General features: G+C 70.0%; 14 protein-coding genes and 1 tRNA gene. 6 read left to right on the forward strand and 9 right to left on the reverse strand.

Annotated features, from left to right (window positions below; translation table 11 throughout):
* The first annotated feature begins 64 nt into the window (after nt 1-64).
* Entirely contained in the window at nt 65-1501 is a 1437-nt protein-coding gene (gene pyk / locus ABT137_RS09485) for a pyruvate kinase (protein WP_351705058.1), read from the forward strand.
* 76 nt (nt 1502-1577) lie between these two features.
* Here the strand turns inward: pyk and ABT137_RS09490 are convergent.
* Nucleotides 1578-1652 (reverse strand) — tRNA-Leu (locus ABT137_RS09490).
* A 100-nt stretch (nt 1653-1752) separates the two neighbouring features.
* On the opposite strand from ABT137_RS09490, the gene ABT137_RS09495 reads away from it, so the two are divergent.
* Complete coding sequence (locus ABT137_RS09495) at nt 1753-2406, forward strand: ANTAR domain-containing response regulator (RefSeq protein ID WP_351705061.1); 654 nt, start codon at nt 1753-1755, stop codon at nt 2404-2406.
* A 166-nt stretch (nt 2407-2572) separates the two neighbouring features.
* Here ABT137_RS09495 and ABT137_RS09500 read toward each other — a convergent pair whose 3' ends face one another.
* The 7 genes from ABT137_RS09500 to ABT137_RS09530 all read right to left on the reverse strand — a co-directional run bounded on the left by ABT137_RS09500 (nt 2573) and on the right by ABT137_RS09530 (nt 11730).
* Nucleotides 2573-3289, reverse strand: a complete 717-nt coding sequence (locus ABT137_RS09500) for an ABC transporter ATP-binding protein (RefSeq protein WP_351705064.1) — start codon at nt 3287-3289, stop codon at nt 2573-2575.
* Complete coding sequence (locus ABT137_RS09505) at nt 3286-4209, reverse strand: ABC transporter ATP-binding protein (protein WP_351705067.1); 924 nt, start codon at nt 4207-4209, stop codon at nt 3286-3288. Before ABT137_RS09505 ends, ABT137_RS09500 begins: the two co-directional genes overlap by 4 nt.
* 6 nt (nt 4210-4215) lie before the next feature.
* Nucleotides 4216-5997 (reverse strand): branched-chain amino acid ABC transporter permease, encoded by a 1782-nt coding sequence (locus ABT137_RS09510; RefSeq protein ID WP_351705798.1) that lies wholly within the window; start codon nt 5995-5997, stop codon nt 4216-4218.
* Between the two features lie 5 nt (nt 5998-6002).
* Nucleotides 6003-6941 (reverse strand): branched-chain amino acid ABC transporter permease, encoded by a 939-nt coding sequence (locus ABT137_RS09515; protein ID WP_351705070.1) that lies wholly within the window; start codon nt 6939-6941, stop codon nt 6003-6005.
* Between the two features lie 110 nt (nt 6942-7051).
* Nucleotides 7052-8260, reverse strand: a complete 1209-nt coding sequence (locus ABT137_RS09520; protein ID WP_351705801.1) for a branched-chain amino acid ABC transporter substrate-binding protein — start codon at nt 8258-8260, stop codon at nt 7052-7054.
* Between the two features lie 569 nt (nt 8261-8829).
* Nucleotides 8830-9321, reverse strand: coding sequence for a PaaI family thioesterase (locus tag ABT137_RS09525; protein ID WP_351705073.1), 492 nt, complete (start codon nt 9319-9321; stop codon nt 8830-8832).
* A gap of 90 nt (nt 9322-9411) precedes the next feature.
* Complete coding sequence (locus ABT137_RS09530; RefSeq protein WP_351705076.1) at nt 9412-11730, reverse strand: FdhF/YdeP family oxidoreductase; 2319 nt, start codon at nt 11728-11730, stop codon at nt 9412-9414.
* A gap of 198 nt (nt 11731-11928) precedes the next feature.
* On the opposite strand from ABT137_RS09530, the gene polA reads away from it, so the two are divergent.
* Nucleotides 11929-14655 (forward strand): DNA polymerase I, encoded by a 2727-nt coding sequence (gene polA / locus ABT137_RS09535; protein ID WP_351705079.1) that lies wholly within the window; start codon nt 11929-11931, stop codon nt 14653-14655.
* 338 nt (nt 14656-14993) lie between these two features.
* The gene (locus ABT137_RS09540) at nt 14994-15371 is read left to right on the forward strand and encodes a hypothetical protein (protein WP_351705082.1); all 378 of its coding nucleotides are present in this window, start codon (nt 14994-14996) and stop codon (nt 15369-15371) included.
* Here ABT137_RS09540 and ABT137_RS09545 read toward each other — a convergent pair.
* On the reverse strand, nt 15307-16146 hold the full coding sequence (locus ABT137_RS09545; protein ID WP_351705085.1) for a DUF4184 family protein: 840 nt from the start codon (nt 16144-16146) through the stop codon (nt 15307-15309). The two genes, ABT137_RS09540 and ABT137_RS09545, sit on opposite strands and share 65 nt — an antisense overlap.
* A gap of 312 nt (nt 16147-16458) precedes the next feature.
* On the opposite strand from ABT137_RS09545, the gene ABT137_RS09550 reads away from it, so the two are divergent.
* Both ABT137_RS09550 and ABT137_RS09555 read left to right on the forward strand, forming a co-directional pair.
* Nucleotides 16459-18219: a lytic transglycosylase domain-containing protein gene (locus ABT137_RS09550; protein WP_351705088.1), complete on the forward strand. Its 1761-nt coding sequence runs from the start codon at nt 16459-16461 to the stop codon at nt 18217-18219.
* Nucleotides 18220-18370: 151 nt separating this feature from the next.
* Nucleotides 18371-18505, forward strand: coding sequence for an SPW_0924 family protein (locus ABT137_RS09555; protein WP_351705091.1), 135 nt, complete (start codon nt 18371-18373; stop codon nt 18503-18505).
* The last annotated feature ends 7 nt before the right edge of the window (nt 18506-18512 follow it).

Here is an 18512-nt window from a genome sequence, read left to right on the forward strand (position 1 = left end):
AAAGGTTGTTGGGTCGTCATGTACGACCAATTCTCTACCCGCCGGTAAGGCCTAGGCTCGAAGCATGCGCCGAGCAAAGATCGTTTGTACTCTGGGGCCCGCCACCGACTCGTACGACCAGATCAAGGCCCTGGTCGAGGCCGGAATGGACGTCGCCCGCTTCAACCTCAGCCACGGCAGCTACGCCGAGCACGAGGAGCGCTACCAGCGTGTCCGCAAGGCCTCCGACGAGACCGGTCGCAGCGTCGGGATGCTCGCGGACCTTCAAGGTCCGAAGATCCGGCTCGGCCGCTTCACCGAAGGCCCCGTACTCCTCGAACGCGGTGACACCTTCGTCATCACGGTGGAGGAGGGCGCCGAGGGCGACCGGCACCAGTGCGGGACGACGTACACGGGTCTGGCGGGTGACGTCACCCCCGGTGAGCGCGTCCTCGTCGACGACGGCAAGGTCTGCCTGGAGGTCACCCACGTCGACGGCCCCCGGGTGCACACCACGGTGGTCGAGGGCGGCATGGTCTCCGACCACAAGGGCCTCAACCTCCCCGGTGTCGCCGTCTCCGTCCCGGCCCTGTCCGAGAAGGACGAGGCCGACCTGCGGTGGGCGCTGCGCACCGGCTTCGACGTGATCGCCCTGTCCTTCGTCCGCAGCGGCCGGGACATCGAGGACGTCCACCGCATCATGGCCGAGGAGGGCCGCCGCCTCCCCGTGATCGCCAAGGTCGAGAAGCCGCAGGCCGTCGAGAACATCGACTCCATCGTGGCCGCCTTCGACGGCATCATGGTCGCCCGCGGCGACCTGGGCGTCGAGATGCCGCTGGAGCAGGTGCCGATCGTCCAGAAGCGCGCCGTCAAGCTGGCCAAGCGCAACGCCAAGCCGGTCATCGTCGCCACCCAGATGCTCGACTCGATGATCGAGAACTCGCGCCCCACCCGCGCCGAGGCCTCCGACGTCGCCAACGCGGTCATCGACGGCACGGACGCGGTGATGCTCTCCGGCGAGACCAGCGTGGGCAAGTACCCGATCGAGACCGTGCGCACCATGGCGAAGATCGTCGAGGCGGCCGAGGAGGACATCCTCGCCAAGGGCCTGCCGCCGCTGACCGAGAGCAACAAGCCCCGTACCCAGGGCGGCGCGGTCGCCCGGGCCGCCGCCGAGATGGGCGACTTCCTGGGCGCGAAGTTCCTGGTCGCGTTCACCCAGTCGGGAGACACCGTCCGCCGGCTCTCCCGCTACCGCTCGCCGATCCCGCTGCTCGCCTTCACCCCGGAACCGGCCACCCGCTCCCAGCTCAACCTCACCTGGGGTGTCGAGACCTTCCTCGGCCCGCACGTCGACTCGACGGACAAGATGGTCGACCAGGTCGACGAGCTGCTGCTGAAGTACGGACGCTGCCAGAAGGGCGACGTCGTCGTCATCACGGCGGGCTCCCCGCCCGGCGTCTCCGGCTCCACCAACATGGTCCGGGTGCACCACATCGGCGAGGACGACAGCCCCAAGTAACGCGCGAAGGGCCTCTCCGCAGTGCGGAGAGGCCCTTCGGCCACGCAATAACGCGACCTTGGAATCCAAGGAAAAGTGCCCCGGGTCGGACTCGAACCGACACTGTACGGGTTTTGAATCCGTTGCCTGCTGCCAATTGGGCTACCGGGGCTCGAAGAATCAAAGGTGATCCCCGACCCTCCGCGCGTCCACCATACCGTAGCTAGGTAGGCTCTTGTCAGCAGTACCCCTGCCCTGAACGAGGAGCCCCCGTGACCGCCGCCGAGTCGCCCCAGCCAGTCGACGCACCCGACGACAAGTCGCATGTGCCTCCGCTGACGACCCGTGTCGTCATCGCCGAGGACGAGGCCCTGATCCGGCTCGACCTGAAGGAGATGCTGGAGGAGGAGGGGTACACGGTCGTCGGTGAGGCCGGCGACGGCGAGCAGGCCGTCGAGCTGGCCCGCGAGCACCGCCCCGACCTGGTCATCCTCGACGTCAAGATGCCCAAGCTGGACGGCATCTCGGCGGCCGAGAAGATCGCCGAGGAGTCCATCGCCCCGGTCCTGATGCTCACCGCCTTCTCGCAGCGCGACCTCGTCGAGCGGGCGCGGGACGCCGGCGCGATGGCATACCTGGTCAAGCCGTTCAGCAAGAGCGACGTCGTCCCGGCGATCGAGATGGCCGTCTCCCGCTTCAACGAGCTGCGGCAGCTGGAGCAGGAGGTCGCCGACCTCACCCTGCGCCTGGAGACCCGCAAGCTCGTCGACCGCGCGAAGTCCGTCCTCCAGACCGAGTACGGCCTGACCGAGCCGGCCGCGTTCCGCTGGATCCAGAAGACGTCGATGGACCGCCGCATGTCGATGCAGCAGGTCGCGGAGGCGGTCATCGCGGACAGCGAGGAGAAGAAGTCCAGCAAGGGCTGACCCGCACACACATACGACAAGGCCCGTGCTCCGGAGAAGGGAGCACGGGCCTTTGTAGCGCCGCTCGGGGGTAGCGCCCCTTCAGGGACGCTGGGGGTACCCCGGCCGAAGGCTGGGGGAGGAACTGCGCGACCAGCCGTCCACCGGCCCGCAGGCGACGGACTACCTAGTCCTCACCCAAGTAGGCCTTCCTGACGGACTCGTCATGGAGCAGATCCTGCCCGCTCCCCGACAGCACGATGTTGCCGACCTCCATCACATGCCCCTGGTCGGCCAGCGACAACGCCGCCTGCGCGTTCTGCTCGACCAGCAGGATCGTCGTCCCCTCGGACTTGAGCTCGACGATCGTCGCCATGATCTTCTGCATCATGATCGGCGACAGCCCCATCGACGGCTCGTCCAGCATCAGCAGCTTCGGCTGGGACATCAGCGCGCGCCCCATCGCCAGCATCTGCTGCTCACCACCCGAGAGGGTGCCCGCGGCCTGCTTGCGCCGCTCGCCCAGGATCGGGAAGAGGTCGTAGGCCCGCTGGATGTCATTCTCGATGCCCGCCTTGTCCTTGCGGAGGAAGGCGCCGAGCTGAAGGTTCTCGGTGATGGTCAGGCGCGGGAAGATGTGCCGGCCCTCGGGGGAGTGGGCGAGCCCGAGTGCGACGATCTTGTGCGCCGGAACTCCGCTGAGCGGCTTGCCGTCGAACAGGACCTTCCCCGAGGCCGGCTTGAGCAGCCCCGACAGGGTCCGCAGGGTCGTCGTCTTGCCGGCCCCGTTGGTGCCGATGAGGGTCACGACCTGACCGGCCTCGACACTGAACGAGATGCCCTTGACGGCCTCGATCTTGCCGTAGGCGACCCTGAGGTCCTCGACCTCCAGCAGTGCGGTCACTGGGCCTCTCCCTTGGTGGTGCTGTCCGCCTCGGTGCTCTCCGCGTCGGCGGTCGGGGCCGCGTCGGAGACCGGGGCCGCGTCGGCGGTCTCCGCCGCCTCCGCGGCGGCCTCCGCGGCCTCGACCTCGGCGGCCTCCGCCGCACCGGGATCGCCCTCGAAGGGCTCGCCCAGATACGCGGCGACGACGCGCTCGTCCGCCTGTACGACGTCGGACGTGCCCTCGACGAGCTTCTCGCCCTGGACGAGGACGGCGACCCGGTCGCACAGGTTGAAGATGAAGCGCATGTCGTGCTCGATGACGAGGACGGCGATGCCCTTGTCCCGGATGGCGAAGACCAGTTCCTCGGTGGCCCGGGTCTCCTGCGGGTTCATGCCGGCCGTCGGCTCGTCGAGCAGCAGCAGGCCCGGCTCGCTGGCCAGCGCGCGGGCGATCTCCAGCTTGCGCTGCTCGCCGTAGGGCAGGTTGCGCGCGAGGTGGTCGCGCTTGGCGGCGAGGCCGATGAACTCCAGGAGTTCCATGGCCTTCGCCTCGGACTCCTTCTCGGCCTTGCGGAAGCCGGGACCGCGCAGCAGCGCGGACCACAGGCCCTCCTTGGTCCGCGTGTGGCGGCCCACGAGGACGTTCTCCAGGACGGTCATGTTGGCGAAGAGCCGGATGTTCTGGAACGTGCGCGCGATGCCCGCCTGCGTCACGAGGTGCGGCTTGGGCGGCAGCACCTTGCCCTGGTAGGAGACCGTGCCCTCGGTGGGCACGTACAGGCCGGTGAGGCAGTTGAAGAAGGTGGTCTTGCCGGCGCCGTTCGGGCCGATCAGGCCGACGATCTCGCCACTGTTGACCGTGAAGTCCACGGACCGGACGGCGGTCAGGCCGCCGAAGCGCATCGTGACGTCACGGGCTTCGAGTACAGGTGTCGTCATGGTTGCTTACGCCCCTGCCTTGGTGACGGCCGGATCGTCGCTCAGCGTCGCCTGTGCCGGCACGTCGAGCTGGCCGGTCTCGTGGAACTCCAGCTGGCGGCGGCGGTTGGCGATGATGCCCTCCGGCCGGAACCGCATCAGCACGATCAGCGCGATGCCGAAGGCGAACAGCTCGTAGTTCTGGAGGAACTGGAGCTTCTCCGGGACCAGGTAGAGCACGCTCGCGCCGAGCAGCGGACCGCTGACGGTGCCCATGCCGCCGAGGACGACGGCGGCCAGCAGGAAGGCCGAGTTGGGCGGGGCGGCGCCGGCGAACTGGTACGGCTGCGGGTTCACGCTGTAGTTGACGTGCGCCATCACGGTGCCGGCGAGGCCGGCGAGGGAGGCGCCGAGGGCGAAGGCGATCAGCTTGACGCGGAAGCCGTTGATGCCCATGGCGGTGGCGGCGGTCTCGTCCTCGCGGATGGCGATCCAGGAGCGGCCGATACGGGAGTCGGCGGCGCGGGTGAAGACGAGCACGACGATCGCCGTGACGATGAGCATCAGGAACAGGTAGTTGGCGAACCGGCCCAGGCTCTGCCCGAAGACGGTGTGCGAATCGCCCAGGTTGAACCCGAAGATGTTCAGGTCCGGGATCTGGGTGATGCCGTTGGGGCCCCGGGTGATGTTCGGTCCGGAGGTGCCGTCGAGGTTGTTGACGGTGATGCGGAAGATCTCACCGAAGCCGAGGGTGACGATGGCCAGGTAGTCGCCGCGCAGCCGCAGGGTCGGCGCGCCGATCAGCACGCCGAAGATCAGCGAGGCGGCCATGCCGGTGAGGGCGGCGGCCCAGAACGGGAAGTGCACACCGGAGAACCGGGAGTACTCCGAGCCGGAGACCAGGGCGGCCGCGTAGGCGCCGACACCGAGGAACGCGACGTAACCGAGGTCGAGCAGACCGGTGAGGCCGACCACGATGTTCAGGCCGAGCGCGACGGTGGCGAAGATCAGGATGTTCACGCCGACGTTGGCGTTGTGGTCGTCGCTCTGGGTGAAGGGGAAGATCACGGCGGCGACGAAGGCGAGCGTCGAGGCGAACCCCTTGTGGTGCGCCGCGGTGGCCGCGAAGCGGTCGACGAGGCCGGTGTGCATCAGGCCCCAGGCGGCGAAGACGAGCAGCAGCAGGTAGCCGATGAAGGTCTCGCTCGCGTCGTTGTCGATGCCGATGCCGTAGGTGAAGGCCACCAGGGCGAGCGCGACGCCGACCGTGATGATGATGCGCTCGGTGAGCGGTGACGCCTTGCCGGGAGCGGGCAGCTGAGGCTTGGTCAGGTAGCCGCGGATGCCGGTGCCCGGGGCCGGGTGGGGCAACGCGAGGGCGCCGACGACGGGCAGCGCGGAGGCCACCATCGCCACGTAGGCGCCGGGGTCGAGGTTGACCAGGCCGCCGAGGTCGACGGTGATGGCGATGCCGGTGAACCAGCAGACGGCGAACGCCGACAGGGCCGTCAGGAAGACCGGGGAGGTGCTGTTCGCCGGGTTCAGCCAGCGCAGCCACTTCACGTCCCACAGGGTGAGCCCGAACAGCAGGGTGAGGGCGCCGCCCACGAGGGCGAGGATCTGAAGGCCGGCCGGGTAGCCGTAGACGGTCAGGTCGCCAGGGAAGTCGGACGTCCAGGTCCAGCTGAGGAAGGCGCTGGCGATGGTGCCCACGGCGCCCACGACGACGAGCAGCCGGGCGACGGACAGCGGCAGCGGGACGGGCCCGCGCTCCGCCGCGGCCGGGGCGTTGGTGGTGGTGTCGGTCATGCTGCTCACGCCCTGTCCGCGACGCGTTCGCCGAGCAGACCCTGTGGTCTGAAGAGGAGCACGAGGATCAGCAGGACGAAGGCCCACACGGAGGCCCAGCCGCCACCGCCGAGCTGCTGCATGCCGGGGACGTTGGAGATGTAGGCGGTCGCCATGGCCTCGGCGATACCGAGGACGAGGCCGCCGAGCATGGCGCCGTAGATGTTGCCGATGCCGCCGAGGACGGCCGCGGTGAACGCCTTCAGACCGGCGATGAAGCCCATGTCGTAGGAGACGGAGCCGTACTTGAGGCCGTAGGAGACACCGGCGACGGCCGCGAAGAAGCCGCCGATCGCGAAGGCGATGACGATGATGCGGTTGGTGTCGATGCCCATCAGCTGGGCGGTGTCCGGGTCCTGGGCGGTGGCCTGCATGGCGCGGCCGGTGCGGGAGAGCCGGACGAACAGGGCGAGGATCGCCATGCACAGCGGCGCGGCGATGATCAGGAAGATGTCACCGCTCTGCACGGTCACGGAGCCGATGTGCACCGGGCCGAACGGCAGTTGCGGGAAGACCCGGGCGGTCTTGGCGTCGCCGTCGACGTGGTACCAGTTGAAGACCGCCTGCTGGAGCGCGAGCGACAGCCCGATCGCGGTGATCAGCGGGGCGAGGCGTGGTGCGCCGCGCAGCGGACGGTAGGCGAAGCGTTCGGCGCCGACGGCGATGAGGACGGAGGCCAGGGCGCCGCCGATGAGCATCGCCGGCAGGGCTACCCACATGGATATGCCGTCCGGCAGGAGAAGGTAGACCGTGAGGGCGCCGAAGCCTCCGGTCATGAAGATCTCGCCATGGGCGAAGTTGATGAGCTGGACGATGCCGTACACCATCGTGTAGCCGATGGCGATCAGACCGTACATCGAGCCGAGGAACAGCCCGTTGGCCAGCTGCTGCGGCAGGGTGTTCACCGCATGGCCTCCATGTGGTGGGGAGAGTCAGGGGGGCGGTAGAGGTCGGGCCGCGCGGTGACGGTTGGTCTGCGCCGCGCGGCCCTGGTGGTGCGATGTGTTGTGGCTGGTTACTTCGGGGTGGCCACGCCGCTCTGGACGGACTTCCACGCACCGCTGACGACCTTGTAGACGGTCAGCTGCTTGTTCGTGGTGTCGCCGTACTGGTCGAACGCGATCTTGCCGGAGATGCCGTCGAAGGAGGTGCTCTGGACGGCGCTGACGATCTGGGAGCGGGCGTCGTCCGGGATCTTGCCGTCCTTCACGACGGTGCCGACGGCCTTGATGATCGCGGTGGTGGCGTCGTAGGAGTACGAGCCGTAGGTGCCGTAGTCACCGGGGTACTTCTTCGCCTTGTAGGTGGCCACGAAGTCCTTGGCGGCGGGCAGGGTGTCGACCGGGACACCGATCGACGTCACCAGGTCGCCCTCGGACGCCTTGCCGGCGGTCTTGATGTAGGTCGGGGTGAACATGCCGTCGCCGCCGAACAGCGGGATGTTGGCGCCCGCGTCCTTGAGCTGCTTGGTCAGCACCTCGGACTCGTCGTACTGGCCGCCGTAGTAGAGGATGTCGGCGCCCGAGCTCTTGATCTTCGTGACCAGGGTCGAGAAGTCGCGGTCACCGGTGTTGACGTGGTCGGTGCCGATGACCTTGCCGCCCTGCTTGGCGAACTGCTCCGAGAAGATCTTCGACAGACCCGCGCCGTAGGTCTGCTTGTCGTCGACGACGAAGGCCTTCTTCTTCTTGGCGACGTTGAAGGCGTAGTCCGCCGCGTAGGCGCCCTGGAGGGCGTCGGTGGTCGCGGTGCGGAAGTACGTCTTGAACGGGCGGGACGGGCTGGTCTGCCAGTTCTTGCCCATGGTGAGCTCGGGGTTGGTGTTGGACGGGGAGATCTCCACCAGGTTGGCGGTGGCGAAGACCTGCTGCATCTGCGTGGCCACACCGGAGTTGAGGGGGCCGACGACGCCGAGCACGGTCTTGTCGGAGACGAGCTGGGTGGCGTTCTGCTGGCCGGTGGCCGGAACCGCCTTGTCGTCCAGCGCCTTGATCTTGAAGGTGACGCCCGGGACGGTCTTGTTCTTGTTGGCGTCGTCGACGGCGATCTGGGCGCCGTACTGGATGCCGAGACCCGTGGCGGAGTTCGCGCCCGTCAGCGGGGCGTCGACGCCGATCGTGACCGTCACGTTGCCGCTGTCGCCGCTCTTGCTGTTGTCGTCGCGGGAGCCGCAGGCGGTGAGTGTCAGGGCTCCGGTGGTCAGAACGGAGGTAAGAATCACCAGAGAACGCTGTCGCACAATCGATCCTTTCCGTGGGCAGTGCGCCCCCTTGCAGGGAACGACGAGTGCCGCGCCGGTACCGAACTCCCCATGGAGCGGTGACTGGCCGTGACTCTAAGCGCGGGCGAGGAACGTGGAGGAGTGCTTGACCAAGGCTGTGACGCTCTTGTTATGACACGAGGTAATGCAGAGCGGTACAGCGTGGGGGGAAAGCAGGAATTGAGCCCGATTCGCCCCGTCCGCATTCTGAGAACCCGCAGGACCCGGCGTGATTGGATCAGGCGTCTCGGCGGTTTTGGACATGACGTGCGACCGTTGCTGTGGGCGACTTTCGGGGCGGGTGGGCGATGCGACGCACCCCGGGAACTGGGGTGAAACAGCGAATGAGGATTACACGCGTATTACGTAGAGTTACGCGGAGGAAAGAAAGTCAAGCCTTCGGAACTTTTTCGCATTTCTCGGTAGGGCGGGCGGGGGTGCTGCGGGGCGGGCGGGGTGCTGCCCGCCGATCTCTTACCGGGTGCTGACCTCGGCACGCTGCGCCGAGGCCCTTCGCCCCGCCGGGGTGCCGGTCAGGCGCCGGTGTCCCGGAGGTGGACCTCGTCGCCCGGGCGCACGTCACGCAGCAGGCAGGTCAGCCGCGCGCTGCACACCCGTCGGCCCTCCTCGTCGCTGATCACGATCTCGTAGGTCGCCGTCGAACGCCCCCGGTGGACGGGCGTTGCCACGCCGGTGACCAGGCCGGAGCGGGCCCCGCGGTGATGCGTGCAGTTCAGGTCGACACCGACCGCGATCTTCGAACTGCCGCCGTGCAGCATCGAACCGACCGAGCCCAGGGTCTCCGCCAGCACCGCGCTGGCGCCGCCGTGGAGCAGCCCGTACGGCTGGGTGTTGCCCTCCACCGGCATGGTGCCGACGACCCGCTCCGCCGACGCCTCCACGATCTGCACGCCCATGCGGTTGCCGAGGTGACCCGCCGAGAACAGGGCCCGCAGGTCGACGCCGAGCGCGGCGTACTCGTCGATGACCTCCTGCGGGAACTTCACGTGCTGCTGCTCGCCCATGGGCCGGCTCCGTTCGTCGTGCGGCTGTCTCTCTCGCCTGAGCAAACGCTCAGTAGGTCGCCGATTCTTCCAGACACACCGAACGGGCGCTCAGACGGCGGCCGTCGGCTGCGGCACACCGGCCTCCAGGCGGATCACCACGGACTTGCTGGCCGGGGTGTTGCTGGTGTCCGCGGTCGCGTCGAGCGGCACCAGCACGTTGGTCTCCGGGTAGTACGCGGCCGCGCAGCCCCGGGAGGTCGGGTAGTACACCACCCGGAAGCCCGGCGCCCGGCGCTCCACACCGTCCTTCCACTCACCGACCAGGTCCACGTACGACCCGTCGGCGACACCCAGCAGCCGCGCGTCCTCCGGGTTCACCAGGACCACCCGACGGCCGTTCTTGATACCCCGGTAGCGGTCGTCCAGGCCGTAGATCGTGGTGTTGTACTGGTCGTGCGAGCGCAGCGTCTGCAACAGCAGCCGCCCCTCGGGCAGTTCCGGGTACTCGACCGGGGCCGCCGTGAAGTTCGCCTTGCCGGTGGCCGTCGGGAAGCGCCGCTCGTCGCGCGGGGCGTGCGGGAGCGCGAAGCCACCCGGGTGCGCCACGCGCGCGTTGAAGTCGTCGAAGCCGGGGATCACGCGCGCGATCCGGTCCCGGACCGTCGCGTAGTCCTTCTCGAACTCCTCCCACGGCGTACGGCTGTTCTCACCGAGCACCCGGCGGGCCAGCCGGCACACGATCGCCGGCTCCGACAGCAGGTGCGGGCTCGCGGGCTCCAGGCGGCCGCGCGAGGCGTGCACCATGCCCATGGAGTCCTCGACGGTGACGAACTGCTCGCCGCCGCCCTGGAGATCGCGCTCGGTCCGGCCGAGCGTCGGCAGGATCAGCGCCCGCGCGCCCGTGACGACGTGCGAGCGGTTGAGCTTCGTCGACACGTGCACGGTCAGCCGCGCCCGCCGCATCGCCGCCTCGGTGACCTCCGTGTCGGGGGTCGCGGAGACGAAGTTGCCGCCCATCGCGAAGAAGACCTTCGCCTCGCCGTCACGCAGCGCGCGGATGGCCCGGACGACGTCGAAGCCGTGCTCGCGCGGGGGCGCGAAGCCGAACTCCTTCTCCAGGGCGTCCAGGAAGGCCGGGGCCGGCCGCTCGAAGATGCCCATCGTGCGGTCGCCCTGCACGTTCGAATGGCCGCGGACCGGGCACACGCCCGCGCCGGTACGGCCGATGTTGCCGCGCAGCAGAAGGAAGTTGACGACCTCCCGGATCGTCGGCACCGAGTGCTTGTGCTGGGTGAGCCCCATGGCCCAGCAGACGATGGTGCGCTCCGAGGCGAGCACCATGCGCAGTGCCTCCTCGATCTCCGCGCGGGTGAGTCCGGTGGCGGTGAGCGTCTCGTGCCAGTCGGCGGCGCGGGCGGCCTCCGCGAACTCCTCGTACCCGTGGGTGTGTTCGCGCACGAACTCCTCGTCGACCACGCCGGAGCCCGCGCCGGAGGCGCTTTCGTGCTCGGCCAGTACGAGCTTGTTGAGAAGCCGGAACAGGGCCTGGTCGCCGCCGATGCGGATCTGCAGGAACAGGTCGGTGAGGGCGGCGCCCTTCACCATGCCCTGGGGGGTCTGCGGGTTCTTGAACCGCTCCAGGCCGGCTTCGGGGAGCGGGTTGACGCTGATGATCTTCGCGCCGTTGGCCTTGGCCTTCTCCAGCGCGGAGAGCATCCGGGGGTGGTTGGTGCCCGGGTTCTGCCCGGCGACGATGATCAGGTCGGCCTTGTACAGGTCCTCCAGCCGGACGCTGCCCTTGCCGATGCCGATCGTCTCGCTCAGCGCCGAGCCCGAGGACTCGTGGCACATGTTGGAGCAGTCCGGCAGGTTGTTGGTGCCCAGCTCGCGCGCGAACAGCTGGTACAGGAACGCGGCCTCGTTGCTGGTCCGCCCCGAGGTGTAGAAGACCGCCTCGTCGGGGGAGGAGAGGGCCGCGATCTCCTCACCGATGATGTCGAAGGCACGCTCCCAGTCGACCGGCACGTAGTGGTCGGCGCCCTCGGCGAGATACATGGGGTGGGTGAGCCGCCCCTGCTGGCCGAGCCAGTAACCGCTGCGGTGGTGCAGGTCGGCGACCGAGTGCGCGGCGAAGAACTCGGGCGTCACCCGCCGCAGGGTGGCCTCCTCGGCCACCGCCTTGGCGCCGTTCTCGCAGAACTCGGCCGTGTGCCGGTGATCGGGCTCCGGCCAGGCGCAGCCGGGGCAGTCGAAGCCGTCCTTCTGGTTCACGCGCAGCAGCGTCAGCGCGGTGCGCTTCACGCCCATCTGCTGCTGGGCGATGCGCAGCGTGTGGCCGATGGCGGGCAGCCCCGCGGCCGCGTGCTTCGGCTCCGCGACCTGCGGCGCGTCCTGGACCGGATCCTCCTTGGGCGGCTTCGTCGCCATCGCACGCTCTCCCTCTACGCCGGCGCAACTGTGCCCCCGATCCTCGCACGCGGCACCGACAACCATCGAGCACGGGCGGCCGAGGAGACGGGGAGAGCGGAACCAGTGTGTGACGAGACCGATGCTCAAGAGGGCCGAGCTCACCGCAACCCGAACCGTCGGCGCTCACTGTCAGTGCGGCGTGGCAGGATCGGGGGCGTGGCAGAGACAGCAGCGAAGCAGACCGACAAGACCCCCGGCGGCCCCCGTCCCCGGCTGATGCTCATGGACGGGCACTCGCTGGCGTACCGCGCGTTCTTCGCGCTGCCCGCGGAGAACTTCACGACCGCGACGGGCCAGCCGACGAACGCGATCTACGGCTTCGCGTCGATGCTGGCCAACACCCTGCGTGACGAGGCGCCCACGCACTTCGCGGTGGCGTTCGACGTCTCGCGCAAGACCTGGCGCTCCGAGGAGTTCACCGAGTACAAGGCGAACCGCTCCAAGACCCCGGACGAGTTCAAGGGGCAGGTCGAGCTGATCGGCGAGCTGCTGGACGCCATGCACGCGCAGCGCTTCGCCGTCGAGGGCTTCGAGGCCGACGACATCATCGCCACCCTCGCCACCCAGGCCGAGGCCGAGGGCTTCGAGGTCCTGATCGTCACCGGCGACCGCGACTCCTTCCAGCTGGTCACCGAGCACACCACGGTCCTCTACCCGACCAAGGGCGTCTCCGAGCTGACCCGGTTCACCCCGGAGAAGGTTCTCGAGAAGTACGGCTTGACGCCCGCCCAGTACCCCGACTTCGCCGCCCTGCGCGGCGACCCGTCCGACAACCTCCCCGGCATCCCGGGCGTCGGCGAGAAGACCGCCGCGAAGTGGATCAACCAGTTCGGCTCCTTCGCCGAGCTGGTGGAGCGCGTCGACGAGGTCAAGGGCAAGGCCGGCCAGAACCTCCGCGACCACCTGGAGTCCGTCAAGCTCAACCGCCGGCTCACCGAGCTGGAGCGCGGTGTGGAGCTGCCGAAGACGGTCGCCGACCTGGAGCGCGCGCCGTACGACCGCAAGAACGTCGCGATGATCCTGGACACCCTGGAGATCCGCAATCCGTCGCTGCGCGAGCGGCTCTACGCCGTCGACCCGGGCGCCGAGGAGGCCGAGTCCACGCCGGTCGCCGAGGCGGGTGTGGAGGTCGACGGTTCCGTCCTCGGCACCGGCGAGCTGGCTGGCTGGCTCGCCGAGCACGGCACCGGACCGCTGGGCGTCGCCACCGTCGGCACCTGGGCGCTCGGCACCGGCTCGGTCGCCGAGGTCGCGCTGGCCGCGGCCCAGGGAGCGGCGGCCTGGTTCGACCCGGCGGAACTGGACGAGGCCGACGAGAACGCGTGGGCGGCCTGGCTGGCCGACGCCGCCCGGCCCAAGGTCTTCCACAACGCGAAGGGCGCCATGCGGGTCTTCGCCGAGCACGGCTGGACCATCGAGGGCGTCACCATGGACACCGCGCTCGCCGCGTACCTGGTCAAGCCCGGCCGCCGCTCCTTCGACCTGGACGCGCTGTCCCTGGAGTACCTGCACCGCGAGCTGGCCCCGGCCGCCGCGGCCGACGGGCAGCTGGCGTTCGGTGCGGACGACGGCGCCGAGGCCGAGGCCCTGATGATCCAGGCCCGCGCGATCCTCGACCTCGGCGAGGCCTTCGAGGCCCGGCTCCCGGAGGTCGGCGCCGCGGACCTCCTCCGTGACATGGAGCTGCCCACCTCCGCCCTGCTCGCCCGGATGGAGCGGCACGGCATCGCCGCCGACCGCGCGCATTTGGAAGCGATGGAGCAGATGTTCGCGGGCGCGGTGCAGCAGGCCGTGAAGGAGGCGCACGCGGCGGCCGGTCACGAGTTCAACCTGGGCTCGCCCAAGCAGCTCCAGGAGGTTCTCTTCGGCGAACTGGCGCTCCCGAAGACGAAGAAGACCAAGACCGGCTACACCACCGACGCCGACGCGCTCGCCTGGCTCGCCGGCCAGACGGACAACGAGCTGCCGGTGATCATGCTCCGGCACCGCGAGCAGGCCAAGCTGCGGGTCACGGTCGAGGGCCTGATCAAGACCGTCGCCGCCGACGGCCGCATCCACACCACGTTCAACCAGACCGTCGCCGCGACCGGCCGCCTCTCCTCCACCGACCCGAACCTCCAGAACATCCCGGTCCGCACCGACGAGGGCCGGGCCATCCGCCGGGGCTTCGTCGTCGGCGAGGGCTTCGAGTCGCTCATGACCGCCGACTACAGCCAGATCGAGCTGCGCGTCATGGCCCACCTCTCCGAGGACGAGGGCCTGATCGAGGCGTTCACCTCCGGAGAGGACCTGCACAACACGGTCGCCTCCCAGGTGTTCGACGTCGACCGCTCGGCCGTCGACGCGGAGATGCGCCGCAAGATCAAGGCGATGTCGTACGGCCTCGCGTACGGTCTGTCCGCCTTCGGTCTCTCCGGACAGTTGAACATCGACGCGGGCGAGGCCCGGGCCCTGATGGACACGTACTTCGAGCGCTTCGGCGGGGTCCGCGACTACCTGCACCGCGTCGTCGACGAGGCCCGCGCCACCGGCTACACGGCGACACTCTTCGGCCGCCGCCGCTACCTCCCCGACCTCAACAGCGACAACCGGCAGCGCCGGGAGGCGGCCGAGCGGATGGCGCTCAACGCGCCCATCCAGGGCACGGCGGCGGACATCGTCAAGATCGCCATGCTCCGGGTGGACGGCGCGCTGCGCGAGGCGGACCTGAAGTCCCGCATGCTCCTCCAGGTCCACGACGAAATCGTCCTGGAGATCGCCCCCGGCGAGCGGGACCGCGTCGAATCCGTCCTCCGCGACCAGATGTCCAACGCGGTCCACCTCCGGGCTCCCCTGGACGTCTCGGTGGGCGTGGGCCCGGACTGGGAGTCGGCAGCGCACTGACGCCTCCGGCGAGCGCCGACAGGGGGCGCGCTGCCAAGGCGTCCGACAGAGGACGCCGCTCCCGCCCCCTTCTCCGTCGCCCCCTTTCTCCGTCGCCCCCTTCTCTGTCGCCCCCTTATTTCTCCGCCGCAACGGTGCTCAGTCACGCCGGTGGCTTTCGGCGGTGCCGAACCCACGGGATGCGCCCGGTTCGGCACCGCCGGAAAGCGCCGCTGCGGCTGCGCGCCGTTGCAGCGGTGAAAAATGGAGGGGCGACGGAGCAAAAAGGGGGTGCCGCCCGTCACTCGCGTGGACCCCGCCAGAACGCCCCGGCCCCCGCCACCGGCAAGGATGCGGCCATGGGTATACGTATGGTTCACCGCCGGACGCCCCAGAGCAGGCCCCCGGCCAAAGGCCGTTTCGCCGCTGCCTCCTCCCAGGTCACGGCGCCTGTGCCGGCCCCGGCCCTGGCGGCCGGCGCCAGCTCCGCCCGCATCCCCGCCGACCTCGCCGTCACCGTGCGCCGAGCCGTCACCCGTCTCCGGCGCAAGCTCCGCGCCCGTCCCGACCTGCGCCAGTGGCTCGACCTCGCCCGCAGCTACCTCGCGCTGCTCCTCACCGCGCTCCCCGGCCCCCGCCGCCCCCGCACCATGACCGTGTTCGTCGCGAGCCTCACCGAACGGCCGACGGACTCCGCCGTACGCCGTCGGCCACCGGAGCCGGACGCCACACCCTGATCGCCAGGGCGTACCCCAGCACCCCGAGCAGCAGCCCCGCGCCCGTTCCGAAGAGCACCGTGGGCAGCAGTTCCCAGGGCTTCGCCGCAGTCCCCCAGTACTCCCACCACCGCACCGCCCGCTGCACCGCCGCGAGCAGGGCGCAGCCGGTGATTCCGGCGCCGGCCCACCACCGGTCCCGCACCGACAGCAGCGGCACCCCCACCGGCTCCCCGGCCGGCGCCCGCCGTACCGCGCGGACCGCGAACACGGCGACCACGGCCGCGCCGACCGCCGAACTGCCGTACTGGAGCAGGGTGTACAGCGGCATGCCCGCGAGGTTGTGGCCGATGGCCGGGAACAGCCGCGTCCCCCAGCGGTCGTGGTGCGTGAACGCGTCCCAGACGACGTGCGTGAGCCCGCCGAGCACGGCGGAGACGTACCACCACGCGGCCACCGAGAACCCCGCACGCGCGCGTGGCGCCCCGCAGCGCAGCAGTGCGGCCACCCGCCCCTGCCGGGCGCGGGGCGCGAGGGCCACGAGGGGTTCCCGGACCAGCAGCCACAGCGCCACCAGCGCCCAGGCGAACAGCACGTCGACGGTGAGGACGCCGGCGAAGGAGTGCGTGAACCCGCCGAACTCCATCGCGTCCGGCACCGCGCTCGCCGCGTAGTAGGTGAGGTCGGGTGCGAAGGACCCCGCGACCAGCACCGCCGGCACCAGCCGCCCGCGCCCGGTCCCGTCGCCCCGCACGGCGGGCAGCACGGCGGCGGCATGGCTGAGAGTGAACGGCACCGGGGCCCCCTGGAGCAGTCGTCGGCCGGAGCGCCGAACAAGTGATCGCGTACGGCAAGTATCCGCGACACCACCATCGTTCAACGGGGAATGGCCAACTGGTGAAAATCGGGCACCGCCGGGTGTCCGTGGAAAGGAAGTTGTCGTAGGGTCGCCTGGGTCGCCGCCCCGGCGTGCACGGCCGGATGCGCTACCTCACCACGCGAAAGAGGTAACAGGGGGCAACCACAGACCGGGTCGACCGTCACACCAGAGGCGAGCGGACAGACGGAGACGGGCGCTCAGAAGGCGTCCATGGGAGGGGTTCACCTTATGGCGGCGCAATTCGGCAGGCGGCTGCGCAAGGGAGCGGCGACGACCGCCGCGGCCGCGTTGGCGGTAGCGGCTCTGTCCGCGTCCCAGGCACCGGGCGCCACCACTGGAGACACGGGCAGACAGGCCAACGCCGGCGCCAGCACCTCCGCGCCCGACGGAGCCGGGGCCGCCGACGGCGCCACCGGCAACTCGCCGTACTACACGGACCTGCCGCCGCTCAACAGCCCGAACCCCAGTGCGAGCCCCACGGCCTCCTCGTCGAGCATCGGCACCGCCGTCTCCCGGGGCGAGGCCGAGGCCGGCATCCCCGCCACCGTCCTCGACGCCTACAAGAAGGCCGAGGCGGAGCTGCGCAGCTCCAAGCCCGGCTGCAACCTGCCCTGGCAGCTGCTGGCCGCCATCGGCAAGGTCGAGTCCGGCCAGGCCCGCGGTGGTGACGTGGACGCCGAGGGCAACACCCTGCACCGGATCCTCGGCCCGCAGCTCGACGGCAACGGCTTCGCGCTCATCCCGGACACCGACGGCGGCAAGTACGACGGCAACAGCGAGTACGACCAGGCCGTCGGCCCCATGCAGTTCATCCCCTCGACCTGGGCGTGGGCGGGTCGCGACGGCAACGGCGACGGCGTCAAGGACCCCAACAACGTCTACGACGCGGCGCTCGCCGCCGGCCACTACCTGTGCCGCAACGGCTGGGACCTGTCCGTCCAGGCCGACATGAACAGCGCGATCCTCAGCTACAACAACTCGCAGGACTACCTCAACCTGGTCCTGTCCTGGTACGAGTTCTACCGCAAGGGCACCCACTCGGTCCCGAACGGCACGGGAACGCTGCCCTCGCACCGCAGCGACGGCTCGACCGGCTCCGACTCGGGTTCCGGCTCCGGTTCCGACGGCTCCACGACGAAGCCGGCCAAGACCACGCCCAAGCCCGACGAGCCCACGCCGAGCGCCCCGAGCACGACGCCCACCCTGCCGCCCACGGCCACCGACACCGTGGACCACCTGGAGGACGCGGGCACCGCCACGCTCACGGCGATGGCCGGCGACGCGTTCGGCAAGCAGATCAGCACGCGCGCGGAGACCAAGGCCGGCCGGACCGTCGCCAAGGTCCGGGTCCGCTTCACCATCGTCGGGGACACGGACGCGACCTTCAGCGGCGGCGAGGACACCGCCACGGTCGTCACCGACAGCAAGGGCCTCGCCGTTGCGCCGGCACTCCAGGCGGGCGAGAAGACCGGCGACTTCACGGTCCACGCGAGCGTGGTCGGCCGCACGGTCAAGGGCGTCGACTACGACGCGACCGTCACCGCGCGCGCCGCCGACACCCTCGCCCTCGTCAACACCACCGCGCTGACCTGCACCCCGGGCGGCGAGTTCGCCGACCAGGTGCAGGCGAAGGCCACCTACCAGGGCGCCGTCGCCGACAAGGTCGCCGCCACCGCCACGCTGATCAAGTCGGCGGACGACACGAGCGAGAACGACAAGGGCCCGTACTTCAAGGACGCGAACGGTAACGCCGTCCGCACCCTCACGGACCTCCAGACGGACGCGAACGGCCTGCTCACGCTGCCCAAGCTGTACGCGGACGACACCACCGGCACGTTCCTGCTCCGCATCACCACCACCGGCGGCGCCACGCTCACCGTCGAGCTGACGGTCGCCGCGGCCGCCCCCTCGTCGAGCCCGTCGCCGAGCGCGTCCGCTTCCGCGTCGGCCTCCGCCTCCGCCTCCCCGAGCGCTTCCGCCTCCTCCTGATCCACCGTCGTACGACCACCAGGGCGCCCTCCCGCCGACGCGGGACGGCGCCCTCGTCGTCGTACGACCTGTTCTCATCTCACCCTCCCGTTGCTACGGTGCCCGGACCTGACGATCCATCAGGAAGCCGTCGGCCGTAGGGAGGCCCCGCATGCGTGCCCTGATCGCCGCCACGACCGGTCTCGCCCTCGCGCTCGTCCTGGTGGTGACGATCAGCGCCCTCGGGTCGCCGGACGGCAGGACGTCCCCGAAGCCGCTGCTCACGACGGTGCCCTCACACCCGTAACCGCCGC

The organism is Streptomyces sp. NPDC001980 (assembly GCF_040296885.1).
Lineage (GTDB): Bacteria > Actinomycetota > Actinomycetes > Streptomycetales > Streptomycetaceae > Streptomyces.

Coding starts and splice junctions, on each gene's coding strand:
- ABT137_RS09540 (WP_351705082.1), top strand. CDS start 14,994: ATGGGTATACGTATGGTTCACCGCCGGACGCCCCAGAGCAGGCCCCCG.
- ABT137_RS09505 (WP_351705067.1), bottom strand. CDS start 4,209: ATGACGACACCTGTACTCGAAGCCCGTGACGTCACGATGCGCTTCGGC.
- ABT137_RS09550 (WP_351705088.1), top strand. CDS start 16,459: ATGGCGGCGCAATTCGGCAGGCGGCTGCGCAAGGGAGCGGCGACGACC.
- ABT137_RS09525 (WP_351705073.1), bottom strand. CDS start 9,321: ATGGGCGAGCAGCAGCACGTGAAGTTCCCGCAGGAGGTCATCGACGAG.
- pyk (WP_351705058.1), top strand. CDS start 65: ATGCGCCGAGCAAAGATCGTTTGTACTCTGGGGCCCGCCACCGACTCG.
- ABT137_RS09510 (WP_351705798.1), bottom strand. CDS start 5,997: ATGACCGACACCACCACCAACGCCCCGGCCGCGGCGGAGCGCGGGCCC.
- ABT137_RS09530 (WP_351705076.1), bottom strand. CDS start 11,730: ATGGCGACGAAGCCGCCCAAGGAGGATCCGGTCCAGGACGCGCCGCAG.
- ABT137_RS09555 (WP_351705091.1), top strand. CDS start 18,371: ATGCGTGCCCTGATCGCCGCCACGACCGGTCTCGCCCTCGCGCTCGTC.